20 protein-coding genes are annotated in these 24,904 nt (G+C 54.0%); 5 read left to right on the top strand and 15 right to left on the bottom strand.

Annotated elements, in window-relative coordinates; all coding sequences use genetic code 11:
* Positions 1–113: 113 nt before the first annotated feature.
* The 7 genes from ACF8YQ_RS11135 to ACF8YQ_RS11165 form a co-directional block, all read right to left on the bottom strand.
* Positions 114–2,072 (bottom strand): DUF3732 domain-containing protein, encoded by a 1,959-nt coding sequence (locus ACF8YQ_RS11135; RefSeq protein WP_396621404.1) that lies wholly within the window; start codon positions 2,070–2,072, stop codon positions 114–116.
* On the bottom strand, positions 2,069–2,551 hold the full coding sequence (locus ACF8YQ_RS11140) for a hypothetical protein (protein WP_396621405.1): 483 nt from the start codon (positions 2,549–2,551) through the stop codon (positions 2,069–2,071). The genes ACF8YQ_RS11135 and ACF8YQ_RS11140 overlap by 4 nt, the downstream gene beginning before the upstream one ends.
* A complete protein-coding gene (locus ACF8YQ_RS11145; protein WP_396621406.1) occupies positions 2,552–3,694 on the bottom strand; it encodes an ABC-three component system protein in 1,143 nt (380 codons plus the stop codon). It abuts the gene before it with no gap.
* Positions 3,695–3,987: 293 nt separating this feature from the next.
* Positions 3,988–4,875 (bottom strand): hydrolase or metal-binding protein, encoded by an 888-nt coding sequence (locus ACF8YQ_RS11150; RefSeq protein ID WP_396621407.1) that lies wholly within the window; start codon positions 4,873–4,875, stop codon positions 3,988–3,990.
* Between the two features lie 56 nt (positions 4,876–4,931).
* Entirely contained in the window at positions 4,932–5,933 is a 1,002-nt protein-coding gene (locus ACF8YQ_RS11155; protein WP_396621408.1) for a YqaJ viral recombinase family protein, read from the bottom strand.
* Positions 5,934–6,018: 85 nt separating this feature from the next.
* Positions 6,019–6,984 carry a DUF932 domain-containing protein gene (locus tag ACF8YQ_RS11160; RefSeq protein WP_396621409.1) on the bottom strand — a complete coding sequence of 322 codons (966 nt, stop codon included), beginning with the start codon at positions 6,982–6,984 and terminating at the stop codon, positions 6,019–6,021.
* Between the two features lie 30 nt (positions 6,985–7,014).
* Positions 7,015–7,365 carry a hypothetical protein gene (locus ACF8YQ_RS11165; RefSeq protein ID WP_396621410.1) on the bottom strand — a complete coding sequence of 117 codons (351 nt, stop codon included), beginning with the start codon at positions 7,363–7,365 and terminating at the stop codon, positions 7,015–7,017.
* A gap of 202 nt (positions 7,366–7,567) precedes the next feature.
* Here ACF8YQ_RS11165 and ACF8YQ_RS11170 point away from each other — a divergent pair, with 202 nt between their 5' ends.
* On the top strand, positions 7,568–8,359 hold the full coding sequence (locus tag ACF8YQ_RS11170) for a hypothetical protein (RefSeq protein WP_396621411.1): 792 nt from the start codon (positions 7,568–7,570) through the stop codon (positions 8,357–8,359).
* On the top strand, positions 8,352–11,621 hold the full coding sequence (locus tag ACF8YQ_RS11175) for a DEAD/DEAH box helicase (RefSeq protein WP_396621412.1): 3,270 nt from the start codon (positions 8,352–8,354) through the stop codon (positions 11,619–11,621). The genes ACF8YQ_RS11170 and ACF8YQ_RS11175 overlap by 8 nt, the downstream gene beginning before the upstream one ends.
* 176 nt (positions 11,622–11,797) lie before the next feature.
* On the opposite strand, the gene ACF8YQ_RS11180 is transcribed toward ACF8YQ_RS11175, so the two are convergent.
* The 3 genes from ACF8YQ_RS11180 to ACF8YQ_RS11190 form a co-directional block, all read right to left on the bottom strand.
* Entirely contained in the window at positions 11,798–13,033 is a 1,236-nt protein-coding gene (locus ACF8YQ_RS11180; protein WP_396621413.1) for a permease, read from the bottom strand.
* 167 nt (positions 13,034–13,200) lie between these two features.
* Positions 13,201–13,770, bottom strand: coding sequence for a glutathione S-transferase family protein (locus tag ACF8YQ_RS11185; protein WP_396623295.1), 570 nt, complete (start codon positions 13,768–13,770; stop codon positions 13,201–13,203).
* Between the two features lie 22 nt (positions 13,771–13,792).
* Positions 13,793–14,581: an SDR family oxidoreductase gene (locus tag ACF8YQ_RS11190; protein ID WP_396621414.1), complete on the bottom strand. Its 789-nt coding sequence runs from the start codon at positions 14,579–14,581 to the stop codon at positions 13,793–13,795.
* 131 nt (positions 14,582–14,712) lie between these two features.
* On the opposite strand from ACF8YQ_RS11190, the gene ACF8YQ_RS11195 reads away from it, so the two are divergent.
* Both ACF8YQ_RS11195 and ACF8YQ_RS11200 read left to right on the top strand, forming a co-directional pair.
* The gene (locus tag ACF8YQ_RS11195) at positions 14,713–15,387 is read left to right on the top strand and encodes a spermidine synthase (protein ID WP_219194457.1); all 675 of its coding nucleotides are present in this window, start codon (positions 14,713–14,715) and stop codon (positions 15,385–15,387) included.
* 144 nt (positions 15,388–15,531) lie between these two features.
* Positions 15,532–16,065, top strand: a complete 534-nt coding sequence (locus ACF8YQ_RS11200) for a hypothetical protein (RefSeq protein ID WP_394133431.1) — start codon at positions 15,532–15,534, stop codon at positions 16,063–16,065.
* Here the strand turns inward: ACF8YQ_RS11200 and ACF8YQ_RS11205 are convergent.
* A complete protein-coding gene (locus ACF8YQ_RS11205) occupies positions 16,058–17,101 on the bottom strand; it encodes a hypothetical protein (protein ID WP_396621415.1) in 1,044 nt (347 codons plus the stop codon). The two genes, ACF8YQ_RS11200 and ACF8YQ_RS11205, sit on opposite strands and share 8 nt — an antisense overlap.
* 161 nt (positions 17,102–17,262) lie before the next feature.
* Between ACF8YQ_RS11205 and ACF8YQ_RS11210 the strand changes: the two genes are divergently transcribed.
* Positions 17,263–19,107: a diguanylate cyclase domain-containing protein gene (locus ACF8YQ_RS11210; RefSeq protein ID WP_396621416.1), complete on the top strand. Its 1,845-nt coding sequence runs from the start codon at positions 17,263–17,265 to the stop codon at positions 19,105–19,107.
* A gap of 7 nt (positions 19,108–19,114) precedes the next feature.
* On the opposite strand, the gene ACF8YQ_RS11215 is transcribed toward ACF8YQ_RS11210, so the two are convergent.
* From ACF8YQ_RS11215 to ACF8YQ_RS11230, 4 genes are read right to left on the bottom strand one after another with little or no spacing between them, the layout of a single operon-like run.
* Positions 19,115–19,738, bottom strand: a complete 624-nt coding sequence (locus ACF8YQ_RS11215; protein ID WP_396621417.1) for a condensin complex protein MksE — start codon at positions 19,736–19,738, stop codon at positions 19,115–19,117.
* Positions 19,731–21,158, bottom strand: coding sequence for a hypothetical protein (locus ACF8YQ_RS11220; protein ID WP_396621418.1), 1,428 nt, complete (start codon positions 21,156–21,158; stop codon positions 19,731–19,733). The genes ACF8YQ_RS11215 and ACF8YQ_RS11220 overlap by 8 nt, the downstream gene beginning before the upstream one ends.
* Positions 21,151–24,093 (bottom strand): hypothetical protein, encoded by a 2,943-nt coding sequence (locus ACF8YQ_RS11225; RefSeq protein ID WP_396621419.1) that lies wholly within the window; start codon positions 24,091–24,093, stop codon positions 21,151–21,153. The genes ACF8YQ_RS11220 and ACF8YQ_RS11225 overlap by 8 nt, the downstream gene beginning before the upstream one ends.
* Positions 24,086–24,868: a Wadjet anti-phage system protein JetD domain-containing protein gene (locus tag ACF8YQ_RS11230; RefSeq protein WP_396621420.1), complete on the bottom strand. Its 783-nt coding sequence runs from the start codon at positions 24,866–24,868 to the stop codon at positions 24,086–24,088. Before ACF8YQ_RS11230 ends, ACF8YQ_RS11225 begins: the two co-directional genes overlap by 8 nt.
* Positions 24,869–24,904 lie beyond the last annotated feature (36 nt).

The raw sequence follows: 24,904 nt of genomic DNA on the forward strand, positions 1-24,904 counted from the left end.
ATCTGAAGGTTATATACCAGGCGACATTCAGCCTATTACTAGTGTATATCCCCCAGTCCCTATGATGCCATTAGGCATTTTCTAGTTGGTGCGTTCGTTTCACTAGGTGTGATTCAGGATGTATTCGCAGGTTGAGAAGTCCAGTGCTCCGGCACCAACTTTTCCCCATGTCGCCATTCATAGCGAACCATCTTTTTGAACCAATCATCGCCAAACTTAGCGTGATCCATCACGATAATCTGTGAAAAATCCTCGTTATCAGTCATTTCGTCTAGCAGACGATAAATGTCGCGTACCCGATTGGTATCTTCTTCATCCTCGGGCAACAGCTCACCTCCATTATCAGTAGTGCGCAACTCTTCTGGAAACCAGGCTTGACTCGGCTGGTCAAGAAGCAAAGCTCTGGGTACCGGGCATGCATTGCGCGCCAAATGATTGTGAATAGCCAAAATCCCCGCCAGGTGATAACTGACCCAGTTTGCCCCACTACCGATCTCGGCCAAACTTGTCATTTCATCGCTGTCTGGATCGATCTGGACGCTTATAGAGAGGTCGTTCACAGAGATGGAAGCGTTGCCATTCCTAAACTCGACCTCCATCCGTCGAGCAAGCTCTGTCATCTTCCTATTAATAGATTCCTGCGTTTTCCGGCGGCGCATAGCGATGGAGTTAATTTCTTTCTCCAGCAAATCAATTTCAACTTCAAGCAAGGCAGAGCTTTCCTCATCGTCATCCATATCACCAGTATCGACTGTTCGGATGTACTCCGCTATTCGCCCTAGTAGGCGATCAATTTCCCGATCTGCCGCGAGGTACTCAGCGTTTTTCGAAATAGTTATTATGGCCTCACGAAGTCTGCTTCGAGCAGCTTCGTGCTGTTCCTCAAGAGGTACAAGCTCTTCTTCTTGGCGTACCCGAGCTTTTCGAGCTTTCGCGTCCACTCTGAGAGGAACCGCACGGATTCCACTTAAAGACGAAAGGGTTTGCTTCAACTGCTCCCGCTGTCGCTCTGGATGAAATTGCTTAGAGTCGCAAATCGGACATCCCCCATTTTTTATTTGGGTCGGGAGGAGGTCCGAAATAGATAGCTTATTGAACTGCCGAGAAACCACGTCTTGATGAATTCCGGCGTTACGCTCGAAATCAAGAAGACCACGAACTTTCTTCCGAGCCTCTAGGACCGCGTTCCGGGCTTTCTGCTCATCTGCCTCCAATTGGCGGATGTTCGGAATTGCGGTCGCCACATTAAACCGTCTATTTTCATCGACATGAATATTCCGCAATATCTCCAACAGCTCTGGAACCGACTGCGGGCTCTCCCCACTCAGTAAACCAATACCCTGTGCTTCAAGCCACAGCTTATGGCCACGAGCAAAAGTATTGGCTCTAAGTTTCCCTCGTTCCTTACGTTTCATTTTGAGCGCGGCCAGCTCGGACTTAAGCCTACGCAGACGAACTCGCGCTTCAAGAAGCTCTCTATTTTCGATACCAAGTAGGAATGGCAGTGCATCGAGCATGTGTCGCCGATGTTCATCTCTATCCAAGCCAGGAACACTCACATGACGATTCGCGATGACGTCCTGGGGTTGGAAAATCAGCGGAGCGGCGTGCCGAATATTCGCCTCTGCCAAAACTTCTTCCGAGGGCTCTCTGGGATTGGAGAGAATCGCTGCACCCGCAATTCCAGTAAATGAAGAGAGAACGTCACGTATTTGGGTACGATTGGATATCATCTCTGGAAGATCATTGGGGAACTCAAGATCCTTTCCCACTTGATACCAACCTTGTGTGGAGACCTTGGCCCCCGGAGCTGGCAGTGGCCGAACAATTAAGAGCTCGCCCTCCGGGCCAACTAGGTGCCCTCCGACGTGCGACACGGCACGACGAATTATTCCCTTCGGAATGGGGCATGACCGACTCATCAGAATATAGTTCAGTATATCCAAGACAGCCGACTTACCGGTTTGGCTATTACCGGTGATGACATTCACCCCGTGGAGATTGAAGTTTATTTTTCGGCGATCTGTTCCTCCTCTTTGATATAGAACGAGGCTCTTTATTCTCCAAGTCATACTTCAAACTCCAATCCTAAAGCGCTGGCAACACGCAGATCATCCTGCTCACCTCCAATGGTCCCACCAATGGCACGGGCCGCGCGACGAACAAACTGAGAGTGACTATTGGGTTCGATAGACCCAATTTTTCCTTTAGCAACCAGCCTTCCATCCTCTATGGTTAAAATTCCGGCTGCTTCACCGTGTGCAAAAGCAGCCCAAAATGCGTCCTTCCAAGCAAGGATGGTCTGCTTAGAATATCCGCGCCAGCTTCGCGCCCCTTCACTTCTAAGCCAACCCGCAAGCGTTTGTTTCTTTTGTGGTAAGGACTCAAGTGTCGATTCCGTCGCGACTAATCCAATTCCCAGCATCGCCCAAGGAATCAGAATTCCATCTTTGAGATGTCTTGCTTTAGCATGACTTTCCGCGAGCCAGAATAGAATCACTGCCGCTGCCAAAGGCTCTTGATGAATTTCTGTGTCCAAAAAATGCCGCACCTATTTCTCCTCTTCATAGGAAGGATTCCATTTCAGCCGCAACGCATTGCTCATCTCGTGATAACTTCCTTGCGTGAATTGAAGCGGAGGGTCAGTGCGCCCCAACTTTGATTGATACTTCATGCAGCTTGAATGCACGTCTCGTCCGACCTCCATAGCATGTTCCGCATCTTTAGCCGGCAGATGCTCTTCATGTAACGTCTGGCAGTAATCCTCTAAGTTCTTATCGTGCTTTTTCAGATCCTGAACTACATGAGGCGCACCATCCATAAGTTCTTGGCGCAGTGCACGAGCTTCAAACCAGTTTTTCAACGCGCGGGCAATTGTGTTTGGCTGGTCTCGTTTGATAGCAACGAGCTGTGGAATAAGGTGCTGATGATGCTCGGCCCGAAGGGCATAAACTTCTTCCTCGGTGTACTCCAAATCCGGGAAATCGTAATTGCCGAATTCCGCATGGCGAGCGTGGGCCTCAAGAAAGTCAACGTTCATTGCTTTAACGCTCACTTCGAAGCCACCAGAGTCTAACGAGTTCGTGAGTCGGGTCATAAAAGCTCCGACTAGAGACTCACGAACCTGCGACACAATTAGTGGGGAGACACCACGATCCATGAGAGTTTCATCAAGTTGGTCGTTAGTGGCTGCCAACCGATTTTGCGAACTTGCAATCTCAATTCGAGTGAGCAGTTTGCGCTGGGCATGTCCTAGCGCACTCCAGCGCGCATACACGCCTTTTTCCGCAAGTTGCTTATTGGCTGCCTCGCTAGCCTTCATATTCATTTCGTCTAGCAAGGACTCCCATGGAGGAAGCCCAGTTGGTAGGTAACATGAAGCCAGAAGAGAGCTTGGCTTCAAGTTACTCGTAGTAACCAGTCTCAACTTGGAATTCTCTGGAGCCGGCCCCCTTATCCAGGCGTCTATTGCTTGCCACCAAATCGGGCTACTTTCGCTAATTGACTGGATATATTCGCTGTGTTTCAACTGCTCGCATGATTGAATGACTCCCTCCATACTCGCAACCGATAAATCGTCCTCAATTTCGATTTTGACAATAGCATCGTTTGGACTAGTCAAGGCTCGCCGGCAAGCTTCTGAAGCCTGCCATAAGTAGCCAGCCATCTGTCCACCTGCGCTTGTCGTCGTCATAGCCGCTCCTGGAACTGTTTTAGTAGAGATTTTTCAGCAGCATCGAAACCACAATTTCAGCCCCATACCCATTGCTCAGCGCCGCAACAATCTCATTGAACATGACGCCTTCGATTAAATTAATCAATAGCTTAGCCTACTTCACAAACCCTTACCATACAGTCATTTGAAGACGTTCTGTCAGTTTCAACAACTTTAAAAATTGCATTTCCAATGGCAAGCGTGCCAAAAAACAAAAAATTAGGGTCCGTGGTAAAGAAGACGAGTGGCCGCAATCTGCCACTCGCCTCTATCTACTCGCTGGCTAACCTAACCGGCTTTAGATCACGGCGGAACTTTGGGAGGAGAGAAGTCTTATCCAGCGTGCTATTCTCCGTTGAAACAGGATAAAACTCCTCAACCACCTGACTCATCTCATCCTCGCCCCACTCAAACAGTGCATTACTAACCCCCTTCGCTGCTGCAGCATCCAGAGCAGCCTGGTCAACACCCTCATCTTTTAACTGCCTGGCGTGTTCCCGTGCCTCGGCCACTGCTTCCCGCAGCGATATATCTTTCCCGAGCACCAAATCTACATAATAAATCGGCGCTTGATGGCTTTGGGTCGTACTCTTTCCCCGAAGCTTTAGTTCCAACGGCATGTACGTCAGCAGCCCCCCAGAGACCGCCTGGTAGTAACTCAGTCGGGCCGCAAGGGTTCGGATACTGTTGTAGCCGGTCGTCCGGAAGATGAAAGTGCCCAAGTCATCGTCGTCGCCAAGCTTCACGTTCAGGCGGCCATAGGGCTTGCACAGGCCACCTTTGCCAAACTCACAGAGCGTCGGCCCAGGGCATGGCAAAGACTGGACTCCTGACTGCGTCAGGCGCTTGCAGCTTTCGCCGTCACCCACACACATAGGACGTCCGCTCTTACGGTCGAACATGGTGTATTCAGCCCGCAGGTTCAGGTCGGCGTCATTGAACAGCATCCGTACCGGAATAGTCCGCAGCTTCCCATTGGGTGCGTCCTTTCTCAGTTCTTCGTCCATGGGGTGCAGCTTCCACCCGCTCCGCTCCTGAACCTGGGAGGTGATGGTGAACTGGTCGTCCTTTTGTGGCAGCCGGATGCCGTTCTTCTCGACCACCCGACCAATACTGATACGCCCCAATATCGGAGGCGTGATGGCTAGACCTTTAATCATGCTGGTTCTCCTAAGGAAAAGTGCCACGGGGAACTCCCCCATGGCCAATGGCGTGTTCATGCTTGAACGAGGAATCGACGGCTTCCTGATTTAGTAAGCGGGTACATGTCCAGCAGCTCCGGCTGGTCATTTAGTAGCTTCTTCACATCCAGACCAACGGAATCCTTGCTGCGCTTCCAGGTAACGCAACCACTCGGGAAGATCGCCCTGGACGCTTCACCCATCTGAGACTGGATGCGCTGCTTCAAGTGAGATTCGGTGGCGCCCAGCGTTTCTATCTGTGCCCTGACCGCCAACAGCTCATCGAAAGCATCGGACAAATCTTTACTCGGGGTCAGATCGATGGTTTGCCCTGTGTCCCGGGGGTAGAGACTTCGCAACGCCCGCTCAGCAGACTCAGTACCGTCCGTTGGCGGTGGCGTGTCCGTCTCCACGAAGTCCCAGAACTGTTGCTCCAGCACGTAAAGCGCCTCGATGAGCTCCTCGTTCCGCTCGACGCGGTGAATTTTCAGTTCCTGGCCACACAACAGAACACAAACATCTGCTGCCTGCTTGCCGGTAACAGCCAGTTGGTGCTGAACCTGGCATTGGATGTAGTCCGGCACGCCCTCTTTCCACAAACGTGAACCGAACTCCCCTGCCGTTTTGCACTCGAGAATTTGCACCTCTTCATCGGCCACAACGGAATAGTCCAGGTTGGCCAACATCCAGTGCTTGTCCGGATCAGGATGCTGAAGCACGGCATTCACCCGGCGCACTTTCCTGCCGGTTTGCTGGCTGTACTGATCGGCGACAATCGGTTCGAGGATATGGCCCCAGTACACGGGCGAACTGGGGTCGTCAGAATCCGGTTTAGGCAGGCCGGCGTCCCGACCAGTCTTGACCATCCAGAGTTCCAGCTGAGACTGGTACGGGTTCATTCCAACCGCTGCGGCTGCATCACTGCTTCCGATGCCTTGCTTGCGGACTCTCAGCCATTCATCCCGACTCAGGCCCTTGGTAGAGACCAACCGCAAGGCTGGTCGTTGTTTCTCGATTGGTTTTGCGTTCATGCCCATGGTGTTTCCTCCAGACGTAAAAAAGCCCACCAGAGCTCGGGGCTCCGGTGGGCTTTATGAGGGGTTTTGGTTTTCGGGAAGCCGGTTATGCCACGAGGGATATGGCCCGTTCCAAAGCTCGGTTCTTAATGGAAGCGCCGTTTCCGAACCAGGCTGAATCCAGCCGGTGGTCAACAGTCTTGGCACGACGCTGGTGGTCGATGAACTCGGTCACAGCGTTCAGCAGGCCATAGGCGGTGCCGTCTGACGAGGCCAGGGTTGCACCCATCCCCTCCCCTTCGTACAAAGCCAGGGCTTTGGCCATGGAGCGCTCGTTGGTCTTACCGATACCAGTCCGGGATTCATCCGTGAATAGCTTTAGAAAGTAGTTCCTGGCTTCGGTGCTCCGCACTTTCCGCTCGCTCAGGAGCTTCAGCCGATACATGAAGTCATCCCAGGCCGAAACGGATATGCCCAACTGCTTCTTCACCAGTTCCGCGTCAAATGCCGTGTTGTGCTTCACCTTGACTGCCGCCGTAGCAGTAGAATCCTTCAAGGCCACGGCGAGCGTGTTGTTACACACCACACGGATGCTGGTGAACTGCGCGGTAGTGGCCATGGTGCCGTCGCACGCGGTGGCCAACAGCACGTAGGCGTTGGTTTGGTCGTTGCCCCTGAGCACGCCGGTCTGGCCAGTACGGGCCAGCGCCCACATCTTACGGCCACCCTTAAGCACACCAGCGGTTTCCAGCTCGAAGCCCGATACTTCGGTCAGATCCTGATAGAACTCCAGGATCTCCTCTGGCTGGACCACCTTAAATCGGTTGCCAACAACAGACAGCGGGGCCTTAGTATCCGACCGGTACAGCACCTTGCTATCCGGATAGGAAAGGATCTGCCCCAGGGTTCCGGAAGCATTGGTCACGTAACGCACTGGGCTTTCTTCAATCTGCCAGTCCAGACCAGCCTGTTTCGCCCACACTTCCAGGGGCTCATTAGAAGTGAGTTCATTCCCCAGTCCGTGCCAAGGGGTTTGGCCTACATAGGCCATTTGCTCGATGAGATGAGCCATGAAGATTCTCCTATGGGATTCGCGAGGGGATTAACGGGATTCGCTGCGGGAGCGAGGGTCGGTGCTGAAGGAATAGCCGCAATCAAGACAACGATGGTTGTCCAGAACGCTCTCATCCAGGATATCGCCCAGGATGACGCCGGCTGACACTCCGGTAGCGCCGCCAAGCAGTGCGCCTACTACCGCACCACCGATACCACCAACCGTAGAACCCACGGGGCCAGCCACGATCCCGAAGGCAGCACCTGCCCTGGCACCAGCGGTGGCAGCGGCATAGCCGCCGTAAGTGCCGGCAGACGCACCCACTACGCCAGCGGCTCTCTTGCCGTAATTTTTATTGCCAATCCGGGTGGACTGGCAACGGGGGCATTGTTCGGACATTGGAGTTACCTCTGTGAATTAGGAGAGTAGGCACCGTTGGTGCCTTGGTTCACAGAGGTGATATAGGTTTGAGATTTTTTCGATTCGAAGCTCTTGGCTGCCGGACACTTGCCATAGAAGATGATTTCTTGCGAAGAGAAGCATAGGATGTGAAGCGTAGTACTGATTCGTTCTAATATCAGGGACTTGGTGACGGCCTTCAATGATTCGCTTTACAAGTATTTCAGATGCAAATATCTGGTCAGGTGTAGATTGGACAATTACTGATGAGGACGAGGTTGCCGGGCTTGTTGCTCGAGTAGCTCTAGGCCAATCTCGGCACGCAACGAAAATTATTAGCTCATTGAGCTCTATTCTTCCTCCTCCTCCAGAGACAGCGAAAGAGGGAGCGATCCGCCTTTTGACAGCAAAAGATCTAGAGAAGCCATACCACAGAGATGGATGGCTTTTCCAAGTACTTACTTGGATCGCCGCCCACCTCCATCGTTCTCAAACTTTAAAATCTTCGCCACACATGATTCACGCTCATAAAGGTTTCGACGGATTAGAGCTTAGGGTGAATGAAGATCTCACTTCCGTGTCTTCAGTGATAATTTGTGAACAAAAAGCCACTGAAAACCCTAGAAATAAGATCACTAGCCAAGTGTGGCCTGAATTTGTATCTCTCGAATCTGGGGAGCGAGATAACGAGTTAGTCGCAGAAGTCACCACAATTCTTGCTAGAAACGGAAGTATCGATGCTGATGAGGCTGTAGCAGCGATTTTGTGGAATCAGTCTCGGTCATATTGTGTCTCTGTAACAGTGGACGATGAACACAACAGTGAAGCAGGGAGAAAGGCACTATTTGGAGGGTATGACAAAAAAATACCGAACGGGAACGTTGATCGCAGAGGAGCCGAGACCTTCTTCAAGCCCGAATTGAGAGCATGGATGGAAAGTCTTGCACAAAAAGCAATTAAAGTTGTCAACGACATGGATGTGACCCATGTTTGATCAAGACTCGGCCAATTTGATTCGCAATACGCCAGACCTAGATGGACTTGATCGAAACGCGCTACCAGAGTTTCTGACCAATGCATTCGCGCAGATAGCCGCAGCCCGAGTGAGAATGAGAGAACTGAATGATGACTCGTTGGACAGTCTCAATGAAATCATATCCCCAATTAGACGATTAGCTTTCACGAATGAGGCGTTGGTTTCAGCTTTACCGGAACGAGCAGATCGACGTTCCGCAGCATTTGTCGCAGCAACAGCCCATCAGCTTCGTTTTAATGCCGACTATTTACTCCAACAACGAATACCAAAATCATCAATAGGGCCCTTCTCGATCTCTAGCGACGTTGCCGCTGTCCTACTTTTTTTAATCGCCGAGGCAACAGCAGACGCATCAGAAATTGCTCGTTCTCTAGACCTACGGGGGCTTGACCCGGTCGCACTCTCACTCATAAGTAGCATCTGTGATTTAGCGAACGGCGATCTCCAAAAGTTGTTAAATCGGGAGTTACCTTCAATTGAAGAAACACTTTTTGAAGACCTCTCAGATTACGCTGTAAAAGCACTTTACTTTAATCTGCTCCAAGGTGTTCGAAAACTCGCGTCAGAAATTCTTTCAGGATGGCAGGATGAAGAAAATGGAACTTCTCTGGACTCTTTCATTGCCGTAAGGGATATGAGCCTTGGAGATAGCGTGGACTTCCCCGATTTTGGTAATGCCACACCCACGAGCTCATTTTCTGGACCTCATCACCTCGCCTCGCTGTTAATCTCGGTTTCCCGTGACCTTTTCAATAGCGCAGTAACAAACGTATCTACACCTCCAAGCATCAATCCTGTTGAATGGCTTGACAGTATGCAGTTCACTGCCAAGTCTCGCCCCTACCTTTGGCAAAACCATCAAGACGCTATCGAAAAGGGATACCTCAACCCTGGAACCTCATCCGTGATTGGTTTTCCCACAGGAGCGGGAAAATCGACGCTTGCAGAGCTAAAAATTCGAGTAACATTGCTCCAAGACCGCAGTGTGATTTTTCTTTGCCCCACTCATGCACTGGTCCAGCAAACGGTAAATAGCTTGAAAAATTCATTCTCAAACACCTCAGTTCAAGGAGAGCGTCAAGACCTCTTCGGATTTGGGTTCGGAGAATTTGGGGTAGCAGAAATATTTGTCATGACTCCGGAGGCATGCCTAGCTCAGCTAAGCATTGAACCTGATGTCTTTGAAAATATTGGTCTATTGGTATTCGATGAATGTCACCTTTTACATCCGAACGATAATCCGAATGATCGTAGAGCCATTGACTCGATGCTCTGCCTCATCAACTTACCCTTGATCGCTACAGATCTGGATCTATTGCTTTTATCAGCAATGATGAAAAACACTGATGAATTGGCCGAGTGGATTTCTGAATTAACTGCTAAGCCATGTCTTTCTCTGTCTCTATCTTGGAAGCCAACGCGTCAGTTACGTGGGTCAGTTGTCTATCAACAGCAAGACGTAAATGAGCTGAATAACCTACTCAGAAAGTCTAGGCGCGAAGGCACGACTAGAGCACCTTCAGCTAGGGTAAAACGTAATTTAAAAATAAAACCCTACGCGCTGTTTGGCCTAAAGCAGACCTGGAATACGACTAAATCCCAAGACTATTCGCTTATTCCTTTATTGGGTGATGAAATAGAACTGGGTGCTAACACTTACTGGAAAATAACACCAAATTCAGGGGTCGTTTCCTCGTCAATTACGAACGCAGCTGTAAATAATGGAATGCGGACCCTCGTCTTCTTTCAAACAATTACGAACGCCGCCAGTGCAGCCAAAAAGATTTCTCATCGATTAAAGCAACCACCAGTAAGACTGACTCCAACAGAGCGTCGCTGGGCGGACATATCGACACTAGAGCTTGGTGGGAATTCGCGCATGTACGTTCAAGTGCAGGATGGTTTGGTATCCGACTCGGCGCTGGTTCACCATGGACTGCTATTGCCCGAGGAGCGCTCTCTGTGCGAGTCACTTTACAAGCGCCCCGATGGCATAAAAGCTCTCACTGCAACTTCGACTCTCGCCCAAGGAATGAATCTCCCGAGTGAGTTGGTAATCATTGCAGAGGATAGCCGATTTGATTCTGCCACAGAGCGAAGAGAGATCCTTGAGGCCCAAGAACTCTTGAATGCAGCCGGCCGTGCAGGGCGTGCCGGCGAAAGCGCCAGCGGAATTGTATTAGTTATTCCTGGAAAAGTGGTAGGGATCGATCTTGGCGATGGCAAAATCGGGCATCATTGGGGTTCTCTCAGAGAAATTTTCGGTCAGTCAGATCAATGCCTTGTAATCGATGACCCGCTGACAAGAATTCTTGACCGAGTTCAATCCGGACAGAACACGACAAAAATTGATCAATACACAATCGCCCGGCTAGCACAGGGTGAAAATCAAGAAGCCCGAGGTAACTCTCTATCCCAAGCGATACGCCGTTCTCTGGCTGCACACAAAGCAAGAAAACGAAATGACGAAAAATGGCTTGATGAACGAGTTGCGGCCAGCGTCAGATTTTTCAACGAGCAATCTTCAGATAAAGAGGTAGATGCGCTTTCTCAACAATTGGCGGCCAGTCTCGGCCTTTCTACAGATTTGGTTACTCGACTAATTTCCTCCCTTGATTCCAACCAATACAGAATAGCGCCAACCATACCAGCTTGGCGCAAGTGGTTTTTTGATTGGTTAGAAGAGAACCCCGACATGCTTGAGCATGTTTTCAGAGCTAACTCTCTATCGGAGCTATTAGGCCGCAAATACTCCGAATTTAACTCAAGTGGAGAGAGCGCAAAGTTCGCAATTCCAATTCTTAGAAAGCTGGTTAGGGCTTGGATGAAAGGAGCACCTCTTTCTGAGCTCGAGCTTATTCTGATTGGTGATCCACGAAGGATCAAAAAGTGTGTTGGTGCGAGACGCTTTGTTGTACGAATAATACCCGAGCTTTCATTTCTGTTCGGCTTCCCCGCTCTACTTCATGAGCGTCGACTATCCGAAGCTGGGATAGAGTCTCTAGCCCCACCTGCTCAAGCACAACTAAGGTATTGCCTAAAACAAGGCTTCAACTCTCTCGAGCAGGCAGCTTTGAGCCAAATACTTCGAAACGAAGGGCTTTCAAGGAGAGAGCTGCATTTGCGTCATCAAGATTTGCATCCGCATATCGACATAGCAATGCCTGGAGAAAGCTGGGATAACATTCTCGATCGAGTGAATAAAGCGTTACAAACCTAACAAATATATAGCTTGCTAATGCTTTTCTCACAGCGAGGCATGAATACTGGCTACTCAGCCTCACATGTGGGGGTACAAATATCCGCATTTCTATTTTAAACAAATACTTTCAACAAGTTAAAACGCTATGCGAGTCCTGCCGGGGGTACCATAAAGGCAGCCACCGAATGGCCCCGTCAGAACAATGGCACCACAACACCGCCCGCGAGCCATAGCAGCGCAACCACTACCAGAACACTCAGCACCTTATCTGTCAGCGAAGATCCGCCATGATCGTGATCATGATGGTGGTGGTCATGTGAATGCTGCTTCTGCCCTTGTCGCCAGAACCATAGCAGTATCGCTGTGGCGGTCAGAAACAGGATGTTCAAGACAGCCTGGTAATTCCACTTGAAGAACTCCCGCTCTCCCATTGAGGTCTGGCCGCTGAAGTCCGGCAACATACCCAGCAGGGCCAGGCTGTAGTGCATCAGCAATGACACAGTCACAATGCCGACCAGCATCAGTGCGAGGATGTACAGCGCCATCTTCCAGCCATAATAGGAGGCGTTGATTCTGAGCACTGGCAGCACAACCAGATCGGAAAAGATAAAGGCCATGACGCCCGCAAAACTCACTCCCTGAGCAAACAACACGGCCGCGAGAGGAATATTCCCCATGGAACCGATGAAGGTGAAAAAGGCTGCAATTGGCCCAACCAGTGTCTGCGATAGTACAGCGAGGAAGCCAGGGTTGGCCGCGTTCTCGCCACCGGCGCCGATAAAGAGAGCTTCAAAGAAACTCTGAGGCACCATGGCGGAGATGATACCGGCTACGGTGAAGCCAATAAGGACATCTTTCCAGACCATTTGCCACTCCATCACATAGGTCTGGGCGATCGCCTGCCATCCTTCCTTACTGGTTATTTTTTCCTTCCAGCTTTTGTCAGAGCTGCCGTCGTCCCCGTCGCCGTTATCCATCTTTCGGCGAGCCTGTGCTTCAAGCCGGCGCGGCCGGGTAAGTCGGATCAGCAGCCAGGTTACAAGAATCAGGAGTACACCACCCACATACTCGCCAACCACAAATTGCCAACCCAGAAAAACCGCGATCACGATACCGAGCTCAATCACCAGATTTGTGGAGGCCAGCATAAACGCCAGAGACGGCGCCAGACCGGCGCCCTTATTGAAGATTGCACGGGTGGTGGCGAGTGCGGAGAAGCTGCAAGAACTGGAAATGAAACCAAAAAACGTGCCGAGCGCGATACTGCGCAGTCCATCCTCCCCCATGGCCTGCTGCATCTTCCTGCGGGTAACCAGAACCTGAATCAGACTGCTTATGACGTAACCCAGAATAAATGCCCAAAGCGCCATCCAGAAAAAGCCCAGGCTCGTGGTTGCCGCTTCATTCCATAGCGATAGAAAGTTACTCAAAGCGTTCCTCCTTATCTGCCGAAGCATGCGAAGAGTCACCACCTACCCTAGCGCATAATACGACCAGTTGCTGAAACGCTTACTTGATGCCCGAGCCCCTCGCCTATGCAGAATGGCTTTGACGGAGGGGCGAAAAACACAGATTAAGTGCCGGGCGTGGAGGAACCTTATTTGCGCGGATCGGTTACCGAAACCCACGAGTTGTCTGCGTGAGCATCCCGGAAAGCCAACAGGCTATCGACCCCGGAAAAATCCACCAGGTCACGGAAATCCAGCCAGTCCACCAGACAATAGAGACAGATGGCAGGATAGTTCCACTGTTCAAACTGCCCCGCTTCCACCATGGCGGACAGGGTTCGCAGCGTTGTCATGATGCGTTCGCGCTGAAGGTTATAGAACATTGCATCCTGGCTGGTATCGATTCCGGACCTCTCAGAAAGCAGCATGGTTACCGCAGAATCGTTGGCGCCATCAATCAGCGTTAACTGGTTCTCCTGGTCCCAGGTGAGGGCGTCAAGCCCAAGCTTCTGACCAAGATAACGGGCGATCACCCGTGAGTCATAGAGCTCCTGATCGCCATCAATCAGTACCGGGATTTTCAGGGTGGGATTAGTACGCCGCAGCTCATCACGGCCTTCACCATAAATATCGAGATTGATGAACTCGTATGGTTCATCGCTCAGCAGGAGCCGAATGCGGCGTACGTAGGGCGACGTGGTAGATCCAACCAGTTTCATGATCTCCCCCATAATCAGGTTTTCATTCATGGTAAATCATCTTGCGCGTCATGCCTCCGTCCACCACAAAATTCTGCCCGGTGACGAAGCCAGCCTCGGAGGAAATAAGGTAAGCCACCAGTGAAGCGATGTCTTCGGGCCTGCCAACGCGACCGGCCGGATGCTGCTGGTGATCCGCTTCTGACAGAGGCTCGACAGCCTGCTCGCTGCCCTGCCAGTCACGGGTATCTATCCAGCCCGGGCTGATACAGTTCACCCGTATTTCTGGTCCCAGGCTAATGGCCAACGCATGGGTCAGTGCCACAAGGCCGCCCTTGGTGGCGGCGTAGGCTTCAGTATCCGGCTCTGATTGCAGGGCCCGTGTGGAGGCCATATTCACAATCACGCCCCTCGCCTTCCGGAGATACGGTATCGCATGTTTGCTCACCAGAAACGGCCCGGTCAGATTGACATCCATTCGACGCTGCCACTGTTCAAGGCCCAGTTGTTCTATCGGGCCGGTATGAGGGTCCGCAATGCCAGCGTTGTTAATAACGGCATTCAGGCCACCACCCCAGTGCACCGTTTGGGAAATGATATTCTCAACATCCGCTTCGCTGGCAACGTCGCCTGCCAGAAACACGACTTCACCCTCTGCGTTGGCAACCAACTGTTCACCTACGGCTTCGTCAGTATCACAGACTGCCACTTTCCAGCCCGCCGCCGCCAGGTGCAGCACTATGCCTCGGCCAATTCCCTTCGCGCCTCCTGTCACCAGGACTACCTTTTGCATTCGTTCCAAGTCTGCCTCCAACTGTTTCGGTTCCGTCATTACTATTCGGCGGGCTTTGCGCCGGACGGATTGATTGCTGCAGTTTAGCAGCAACTGATTGATACGGTTTTCGCCGAAGGCTGTATCAACAGGTTAGAATGCCCGCCTGCCCACACTACCGGAAACCAACCATGGCCCGCTTTAACGAAATTGGCACCGCAACCATCCCCGGCAACGGCACCTGCTTGCGACTGCTGCAACGTAATGACGAGTTTTCCATCAAGATTGCCGGCGCCCCGGGTGAACTGATGAACAGCCGCTTACATGGTTCGGAGGATGCACTCGCCACCCTCGCCTGTGAACGCCTGAGCCATCTGCCCGCGCCACGGATTCTGATTGGCGGGCTGGGTATGGGCTTTACCCTGGCGGCAGCGCTTTCGGCTACAGGCGATCAGGCTCAGGTGACGGTGGCAGAGCTGGTTCCCGAGGTAGAAACCTGGAATCGCGGACCATTGGGCGCAGCCGCCGGCTACCCTCTGGACGATCCCCGGGCCGCCGTTCACATTGGCGATGTGGCAGAACTTTTGCGGCAGGGCGATGGCAACTGGGACGCCATCTTGCTGGATGTGGATAACGGTCCGGAAGGCCTTACCCGTAAAGAAAACAACTGGATCTACTCTCCGGAAGGCATCGCCGCCGCCCAGAAATCCCTGAGCAACGACGGCATTCTCGCCTACTGGTCGGCCGGTCCGGAACAGGCCTTTACCGAACGCTTGCGGCGCGCTGGCTTTTCGGTGGAACCCGTTGTTGTGAGAGCCCTGCGTCCGGGTAAAGGCGCCCGTCACACAATCTGGCTGGCCTGGTAATTTGGGGGATGGCGGGCGATTCCCGACCGTTTTGTTGCCATACGGTCATTCGAAATACAGGTTCAGGTGTACTAGGGTTACAGTTGAAGCCGCTTTGTTTTAACGAGGATCTGGTCCTCGGCGAAACACTCAGGAGGTCTTTCCATGAAACCCTCAGTGAGTATTACCGGTGAACAGGAAGCCCATAAAGTAGCCGCAATATTCGAGACAGAAACCGATGCCAACGGCGTTGCACGGGTGCTGTCGCAGGAAACCAGTCTGGATCACGAGCAAGTCATTGTTGTAAGCCCCCAGGACCAACACCCGGGTGAAGAGCTGGAGCCAGAGAACCAGGGCATATGGCAAACGCTGGTGCGTTCGCATCTCTGGCTCGGTATCGGCGGTGCAGTCGCAGGCTTTATTGTGTTCCTGATACTGAGTGCTGTCGGCGTGGGGTTTATTGCCCAGAATGGCGTGGTTGCCGCAGCCGTTCTTGCGGCGCTCGGCCTGATACTTGGCCTGCTTTTGGCAGGGGGCGTTACTCTACGGCCTGACCACACACCTTATGTTGCCAAAGCGCAGTCGGCTCTGAAGGAGGGCAAGTATGTACTGACCGTGCATGCCTGCAGTTCTGAGCAACTCAAGGAGGCCACCACCGTTCTGAAAAACCGGAACGTCCAGTTAGTGCGCACTATCTGAGCCTCCGCCCCCGGAGCCACGTTATTGGTAGCAACCAGAGCACGGTGGCCAGTAGCCAGCGCGTAAGCAACAGCAGTGGCAGCAGTACCAGGAACCATCCTGGTATCTGCACCATCCAGGCCGGCACACCCAGTGCCCGGGCAGCACCGGCGAATATGTCGTTCAGTAAGGCGGGGTGTTTGACAACGACATAGACCAGAGCCACCGCACCGGGCCACTTTGCGTTGCTAACCATGACCGAAGCCATGCGCCCGGCCCGCGCGAGGCGGGAAGAATAGGCGGCGGAACGGGCGGTGACACTCGAGGCTCTTGCAGTACCTGCTGCCGCCCGACCGGCTTTCAGGAATTTCACCGCACTGCCAATAATCAGCGCGTCTACGGCGGCCCAGCCGACATCTTCCATGCGAATCGGCTGATCGGTACGGTACCGGGATTCCAGAGTCCGGATACCACTGGTGAAGAACTGCGTAACACCCTCCGTAATTCGCTCCGTCCAGATCCACTCTATGTTATTGCCATCGGCCCCGACCACGAACTGGCCCGTGAAATCCTGACCTTCTTTATTGGCGAAGTTGACGGCATACCAGGCACGCTGTTCCGGCGTCAGGACTTTACCGGTGCCGGCAACCCGGTTCATCATCTCAATCGAGCCGACCGGATTCTGATAAAAATGCATCACAGGAGGCATCAGATACTCGCCATGGGCTCGTAGGGCCTGCTGAAATTCCGGTTCTTCACCAAACAGATCCATCACAAACCTGGTCCACTCGGGGTATACCTGCAACGCGGCCTGAGCTTTCAGCAACAGCAGGCGGTCGTCCCGGTAATCCAGCAGGAGCGCCTGCAGAGCCAAGGCTTCGCCCAGCAGCGGTGATTCTGTACCGAATTCATCCTGGGCCTGCAGGCGCACAAGCCGTTCCTCAACCGGTTGCGGTTGCAAGCTTACTGACACCAGAACGGCCACCGCCAACGCGAAAAGCGCCAGCCACAATAGTCGCCGTCTGGGCCGGGACTGGAACAGTGCGGGTTCTGTCATTCAGTACTCCTGCTATAAAAACCTCAGTCTACATGGAAAATCTCCAACATGAAGGCTGACACATGTCAACACCGGTTACAGAAAACAACTCTAGATGGGTATACCCATTGCAAAAAACGGATACCATATCTTTATCACCTCGCTTTCGTCCGACGGCACCTATGGATATCTTCGAGCAGAAACGCCGCATTATCACCACTGCCATCGTTGCAGTTGTTCTTACTGGAATCAGTATTGCCGTGGTGGTCTCCACGCCCCTGATCAATCAGATCCATACCCAGGCCGCAGACGCGGCGAGCCAGGTGGCCGATGCCAAGGCCGAGAACGTTCGGGCGGTTTTCGATCAGCATCAGGATCTGGCCCGACAAACAGCCAGCCGCTCTGAACTGGCGCGGGTTATGGGCGAATTCAAGAGTGGAAACCTGGCACTCGCTGTCTTGCGAACCTTTTCTCGCCCCAGACTTGAAGATGCCGCAAAAAGCATCGATAACCTTGCCGCTATCATTCGATTTGATGCCAGTGGTGACGAAGTCGTGCGCGTCGGGCCCCTGAACGATCAACTACCGGCTGACCTGCCTATGCCATCCGGGCTTGATATTCAGTCCTACCCGGTAGGGGCGAATAACGAAGCGAGGCCGTTACTGCACGCCATCGCTCCGATACGCGTGGACGAGCAGATTGTTGGCTATGACCTTCTGCTGTTCGACCTCTCCCCACTGACTACCGCTTTTCGCGTGGATGCGGACTTCAGTCTTTGCCTGGTGGATGTCGAGCGAACGCGGCGACTGATCTTGGCCGAGGGCAGTCACCAGTTTCAACTGACAACGCCCAATGGCTGCCTGGCCGAACGGGAAGGTATCGTTTACAAACCAGGTCTCGACTTTTTCCGGACTTCGCTTCCAGATGGCACCCGTGTACTGGCGTTCATTCGACCGGTGGAGGGGTATGACTGGGAAATCCATATGAACTCCAGGATTTCCAGTGTGTTCGGCGAAGTTATCGAAGACATTGTTATCAGCGTTGTGCTGATACTCATGTTGTCCGCTGTGGCCGGTACGGTGGTCTGGCGTTCACTGAGGCCCATTGTGCATGCACTGGTTAACCAGGCCTCCCAGATTGCCCGTTCTACCGATGAGCTGCGTCTGGCCCAGCAGGTCTTTAACCACACCCACGAAGCCATCGTGATTTGCGACACCGGTTTACAGGTTATTCGTGCTAACCCGGCCTTCAACGAGATTACCGGCGCAACACCCAAGACACTTCGCAATACTAACCTGCTGGCATTTATCGACAGTGATAGATGCAAGGAGATAGACCGGGAAGAGATCCACCGGCATCTGGTCGCGGAAAATGCCTGGCAAGGCGAGGTCTGGCTGACCGGGCCCGATAATGATCCGTTTCCCAACCTGCTGACGGTTTCACCGGTACGCAATGCCCGGGGACAGATCCAGCAACTGATCCTGACCTTCAGCGATATTACCGCACGGGTACAGGCAGAAAAGCAGATGTTCCGGCTGGCACATTTCGACAAGCTCACTGGCCTGCCAAATCGCACGGCCCTGGAAACCCACCTGGAACAAGCCATCGAGCAGGCACGACGCCAGCATCATCACTTCGCCCTGATGTTCCTGGATCTGGACAAATTCAAACCGGTAAACGACACCATGGGTCACCAGGCTGGCGATGAGCTGCTACGGAATGTCGCGAGAAGGCTCAAGCACAGTATCCGGGCCAATGATGTGGTGGGGCGCCGGGGTGGGGATGAGTTCGTAATCATAACCGGGCCATTGTCCAACGATGCCGATGCCCAACCCATTGCTCGCAAAATGATTCAGGTGCTGAATGAACCGTTTCACATTCAGGGCCAGACTGTGCAGATTGGTGCCTCGGTGGGAATCGCCCTGTACCCGGACAACGGCCAGACTGCTGAGCAACTACTGGCTACCGCCGACAAGGCCATGTATTCCGTGAAAACCAGCGGCCGGAACAACCTGGCGTTTGCCTGAGCGGGGGCTAGCTCTGCTCGTACTCCTGCACCAGCTGGTTTAAAAAGTAAATACCGGCGGAGCTGAGGAAATAGCGCCCTGCCCCGGAGCGAAACAGCAGGTTCCGTTTTTCCAGGTAATCCAGCGCTTCGCTCAACCCTTTCTCAAAACGGGCGGCCCGAAGGATGTCCTGATACTCCTCATCCGCCCCCAGATTCGCCAGATCCTGCTCGTTTAAACCAGCTTCCGGCCGCCCCAGATAATCCAGATCTCTGCCGCTTCGGGCAAAGTAACGACCGATCAGAAGCAATACCACCTGCACCCGGAAAGCGTTTTCATCGTGCTCTTCGCTTTCGTCGTCACTGCTCTCTTTCAGGAAGAAAAAGGCGCCGGTTTCATTGAACACCAGGTCGCTACCCAGATGCTCATAGAAGGTACGGAAGTGAGACAGGTGGTTATACAGCAGGTTGTAGAGCGGGTTGGCACGAAGCTCCGAGCGGTTGTTGTCCCACACATCCCGGACAATCACCCGACCAGCCTGGAACTCCCGGTAGACCGCGGCACTGTGAGCCGGCAGGATCTGCTCGAAGCTGGTCGCACCCTGCTCGTTCAGGGTGCTCTCTGTATCCCGGGTTTCCACGAAATCAGGCATGGTCTGGCTCTTGTTCTGAATCAGTCATATTGGTTTCAAGGCGTCGTTTGCGGTACACAAACTGTTCACAGTCCGGCGCCTGTTCCAGGGTGCGGAAACGGTTAGTGGTTGTCACCTGCATACCCTCCGGCGGCGAATTGACCAGCCGGTTCAGGGCTGCCAGCAGGTCCGCAAAACGGTAGCCCGGGATGAAGCCATCCAGCCGGCCGTGAAGCTCCCGCACCAGATCCGCCGTGGGACGCAATTCCAGGGTTTCCAGCCATTGATACAGTTGGTTGATGCGCTGAAGGTCTACCCGGCTTTCGCGGCCGCTTCCGGCCACTTCCTGCAGTACCGGCACTTCGGATTGGCGGCGCAGATCGCTCAGGCGCAGCTCCAGTTCGCTGAACAACAACTGGTAGTAGCTCGACGACTGGCCAAAGGCATAATGCTTGGGCCGTTGCTGTGCCCGCAGGCCCACCAGGAACCCGGTGCTGCGGGCAAAGTCGCCTCCTTCGAGCCATTTTCGGCGCAGGCTGAGGGTTTCGGTGTCGTCTTTGAGCGCACGCAGCTTGCCGTAGAAATGCTCCATGGCATTGTACTGGGCCATGCCCCGGCGGGTCTTGCGCAGGAAGTGTTCCACCTCCTGGGCCACCGCCTGAATGGGCTTGTACAGAGCATTCAGGCTGATAGAGGAACGAAACAACTGGTCCGCCAGGCTGTGGTCGTCGTGGTTTTCCAGCAGCCGCACCATGGCTTCCAGGGTTTCAAACAGGTTGCTGCCGTCAGGCAGTCGGGTGTCCGGGTTCAGGAACACCAGCGTGGGTTTGATATGGCGTTCGTACAGGGTCACGATCTGCTCAAACAGATTCTGGCGGAACTCCAGGTACTTCTCCGGCGCCCGGCTGGCATCACCGGACAGGTCCGCCAGCTGGGCACTGATGGTCTGCATGCGCAACACGTTCTGGCGCAACAGGCCGATCAGTTGGCTGACCCGCTCGTTCAGATCGTCCCGCAGCTCGGTGTAATCCGGATCAGCATCACTGAAACTGCTGGTTTCCAGGCGATTGCGCACATCCCGAAGAGTCACCAGATGGCCGCGCAGGCGGGCGTCAGTAAGCTCCTGGTAGAGCGAGGCGTTACAGGCCCGCATCAGATTGATCAGTGCGTCCTGAAATACCAGCCGGCGTTCGCCGTCAGCCTTGATGATGTCGATGATCAGCCCACTGCGGAACAGATTGTCGGTGTTCAGGGCCAGCCGCACCCGCTCGCGATCGGCGTTGCCCAGGCCTCGGGTGTAGTCCATCACCTCGGCCACCAGATCGCTTTCACGGATGAAACGTGCTTCGTTGCGGTCCATGCGCTCGATCATCCTGAACAGGATTTTCGGGTGCTCAAACAGCAGCCGGGTGGTGTCCAGAGTGCTGAAGCGTTTACTCATCCACCGGCTCCAGCAAGCCGCTCTGGGTCTGGTCTGCCCAGTGACTCAGCGGTTCACCACCAGTAAAACCTTCCGCGCCGCCCCAGAACACCAGAGTGCGTTCCTTACTGTAGGGCCGCGCGGTGCGCATCTGCCCCACCTCCAGGTGCCGGCCAATCAGGTAAATCACTTCGGCGCTGGCGCTGTGGGTAGCGGCAGAGAACAGGTTGAATCCCTGCTTGCGCAGCCGTTCCAGCAACGACGGCATCTGGCTGATATCCACGCTGGCCAGTTCGTCGAGCACCATGGGGAACGACAGCTGCACACCCGGGTACAGCACCCGCTTGAGCAGGCGGTAAACCAGTTCCAGGTTGATCAGTGCGGTAGTGGAGGTGGACTGGCCCTTCTTGTCCAGGTTGGCGGCGTTCTCCTTGCGGGTGCGATAGGAAATGCCAGTGATTACCTTGTCCATGGTCAGGCGTTTGCTGCCGCCCTGCTCCCCGAAAAAGTCCGCCACGAACACCCGCAGGCGGTCGTAGAAGGCGTCGGACTGCAGTTGGTTGCCATACGGGTCAATGTTGTTGGCTTCTTCCACCAGATTGCGGAATTTAGGATCGGTGTGAATATCCACGCGGATTTCCACCAGATCGTTGATGCGAACGCCGTCCAGCTCCCGATTGAGCTGGGCCTCAAAGCGGGCGATGTGCTCATGATTGGATTTCAGGGCCTGACGATAACTGGCCACAGTTTCGTTATGGATGCCAACCTGCTGCTCCAGAACACTCCAGCGCTCGGCCATGCCGGCGTACAGATCTGAAAGGCTCTTGAAGGTGCTTCGGATAACAGACGACGCGGGGCTGTCTTTCTGCAATTCCCCTTCGGTATCTTCATGGATACCCAGGTACACAAACTGGCGAAGGTGGTCGAGAATGTTGCGGCGGCGCTCTTCCAGGTCGTCCAGCTGGCTTTGCAGCTCGTCGAAGGCGGCAGCCGATACGCGCTCAATGTCCAGCGGCTGTTCCGCCTGCACGGCCTTCAGGTGCGGGAAGCGGTGCTCCACGGTGCCAACGCTCTTGCTCAGGGCCGCCAGCTCCCGCTCCCGCTCTTCAATGCGATCTTTCTCGGCTTTCGCTTTCGCGGCTTTCGCCTGAACCGCGTCCTGTTTTTCCTGCTCCAGCCGGGCCTGTTCGTTCAGTTTGGCAAGCTGTTCTTCGGCGGCCTGTTTTTCTTCGGTGGCGTCTTTTAGGGTGGTGGCTGCCGCCGGGTGGCGCTGCAGCGTTTCCAGGTCTTTCTCGATAGACCGGATTTCTTTCTCAGTGCGCTCGATCAGCTGAGGTCGGTCGTGTTCCTGATTGGCGGTGTCGGCCAGCTCTGAGCGTTCTTTTTCCAGGCCGTGCAGCTCACCTTCAATATGATGGCGTTGCTCGGCAAAGTTGGTGTGCCGGGCAGGCTGGCTCTGGTACTCAGTATCAAACCAGTCAAAGCCGCGATCGTTGGGCGCAAACAGGCGAGCGAAGGCTTCAATGGTGGCTTTGCTATCGGCATCCAGATCCTGGCCGGGGCTTGCTATCATCAGCCGGGGATCAACCGCCCGTAACGGCGCAGCAGTGGTCTCGTCCAGCTGGTTCTGCAGCTGCCACTGCTGTTTGCTTTCCCGGTCTTTCAGGGTTTCCAGCTTGCGCTCCAGATCCTGCTTCTTGCGCTGAATCTGCTCAAGTCGGATTTCCGCCTGGGCGGCGCTTTTCAGGGCAGCAAGATGGCCTTTCTTGCTTTCCAGCTCTTCGGTCTGGATCTCTGCAATTTCCTGCAGGGTCATGTCGCCATACTGCGAGATCAGCAGCTCACCGTCTTTCTGGCTCTGTTCGGCCTGCTTGATACGCCGATCGGCAGAGCGAATCTCGCCCTTCAAACCGCTGGCATCCTGCTCCAGTTTTTTCAGGGTTTGCAGCACGTGGCGCAGGGTTTCGTTCTGTTCGTTATACGCCTCCAGCGCTACCCGGCGTTTGGCAGCAATATCAGCCAAGGCGTTGGTCACCCCGTCCCGGAAGGCGGAGAACTCGTGCTGGCTGCGCAGCAGATTCTGATAGGCCTGGTAGTCGCGGTTCAGCTTCTCAAACCTTGGCCGCTCTTTCTCGATACGGTTGAGCTGGGTTTGCTGCTGCTTGAGCTGGTCGTGGCGATTGAGGAAATCGTCGATGTTGAAGTCAAAGGCATCATCGGCAAACTTTTTGTCGGCCTCGATGATGCTGGCCACGGCGTTGGCCATGGCCTGATCGTCCGCCTTCATCTCGAACAGCAGCAGGATCAGGGTGCGCAGCGACTGCACCCGGCGCTCGTCGGATTCGCCCAGGGGCAGCACGGAATAACGCACCGCGTCGGCGTTCATCAACTCACTGCTGTAGAGCATGGCTTTCAGTTTGGCCGGGTCGTTGACCAGCCTGGTCTCTTTCGAGAGCTTTTTCAGTGCCTCAGACAGGCGGGTGAATGAGAGCTCCGGCACTGCCTGGCCAATGCCATCTTCATCGTCGCCGCTCCAGAACAAAGGTCGCAACTGGTCATAACTGACCGGAACAAAAGCCCGGCCGTAGCTGAGCTGGCTGGCATTGTCCCGATACAGGATCTGACAATGGGCGCCGGCCGGGTTCTCCGCTTCCATAATCAGGAAGCTGAACTGGCTGGGGAAATAGTGCTGGTAGCTTTCCTCGTTGGTGTAGAAACTGCCGGCGCTGGCGTTGCGGAAGGCAAATTTCTTGCGGCTGTTCTTGAAGTTGTTCTCCGGCAACAGGAACAGGCGCAGGGAGTTCAGCAAGCTGGATTTACCCAGGTTGCCCGGCCCCAGAATCAGGCCGTGGTTGTCTACCGGAATTTCCACGTAACAGAAGCCGGCGGAGTCCACCAGCACCAGGCGGCGAATGCCGAAGGTGAACGTACTCGCGCTCGCCTGTGAATCACTCATTCAGAATCATCTCCTGTTCCATGAATTTGCCGGTGGCCCGGAAGGCCTGCGCCAGCGACACAAACCCCAGATCTTCCGCCAGCGACAGGGCTTTTGTAAACCTTTCGGTGGAGTCCGGGGTTTTGCGGAAACGGCTCAGCCAAGGTTGCCAGTCAGCCGGCTGCAGATAGCAGGCCTTGTCGCCCAGTGCCGATCGCACCGATGAAAACATCTGCAGGCCGCCGGCATCGTAATCAAAGGCGCAGAGCACCTCATCGTAACTGGTCAGCCAGTTCAAATCCGCAGTACCGGTAATCCGATTGCCGCCACCGAGCACGACATCGCTGTTTGTGAGATCAACTGTCTGGCCCAGGCAGTCACCGGCAAAGGCCAGCATCTGTCGGTAGTAATAAAAATTTCGCTCATTCTCCACCACCAGCACCCGGGGCGCTGGCCGAAAACCGATATCCACCGAATCTCCGGTAATCACCACCGAATCCGGCCGGTTGCCTGTCAGGGCGTGATGATACACCAGCAGAAAACTCACATCGGTGCCGTGGCGGTGGGAATCGCCCTTCTTCGCCGCATCTACTCTGCTAACGGGTGAAGCGGCCTGTCGATGTAACTTCGCAAACGCAGCTTCATCAAGAATGGTTACCTGCCAGCGATTGGCGCCAACCTTCTCCGTTGCGAACAGTTCCCGATGCCGCCGACGCTGGGAATCCGGCAGCTTCTTCAGAAAGGCCTCGTAGTTAATCGCCTGGCCCTGAAGGATTTTCTGGAGGTAGTTCTTCAATAGCCCACCTGTCCGCAGATTGTTATTATCGGTCTA

The organism is Marinobacter sp. W-8, assembly GCF_044342215.1.
In the GTDB taxonomy this organism is placed as follows: domain Bacteria; phylum Pseudomonadota; class Gammaproteobacteria; order Pseudomonadales; family Oleiphilaceae; genus Marinobacter; species Marinobacter nauticus.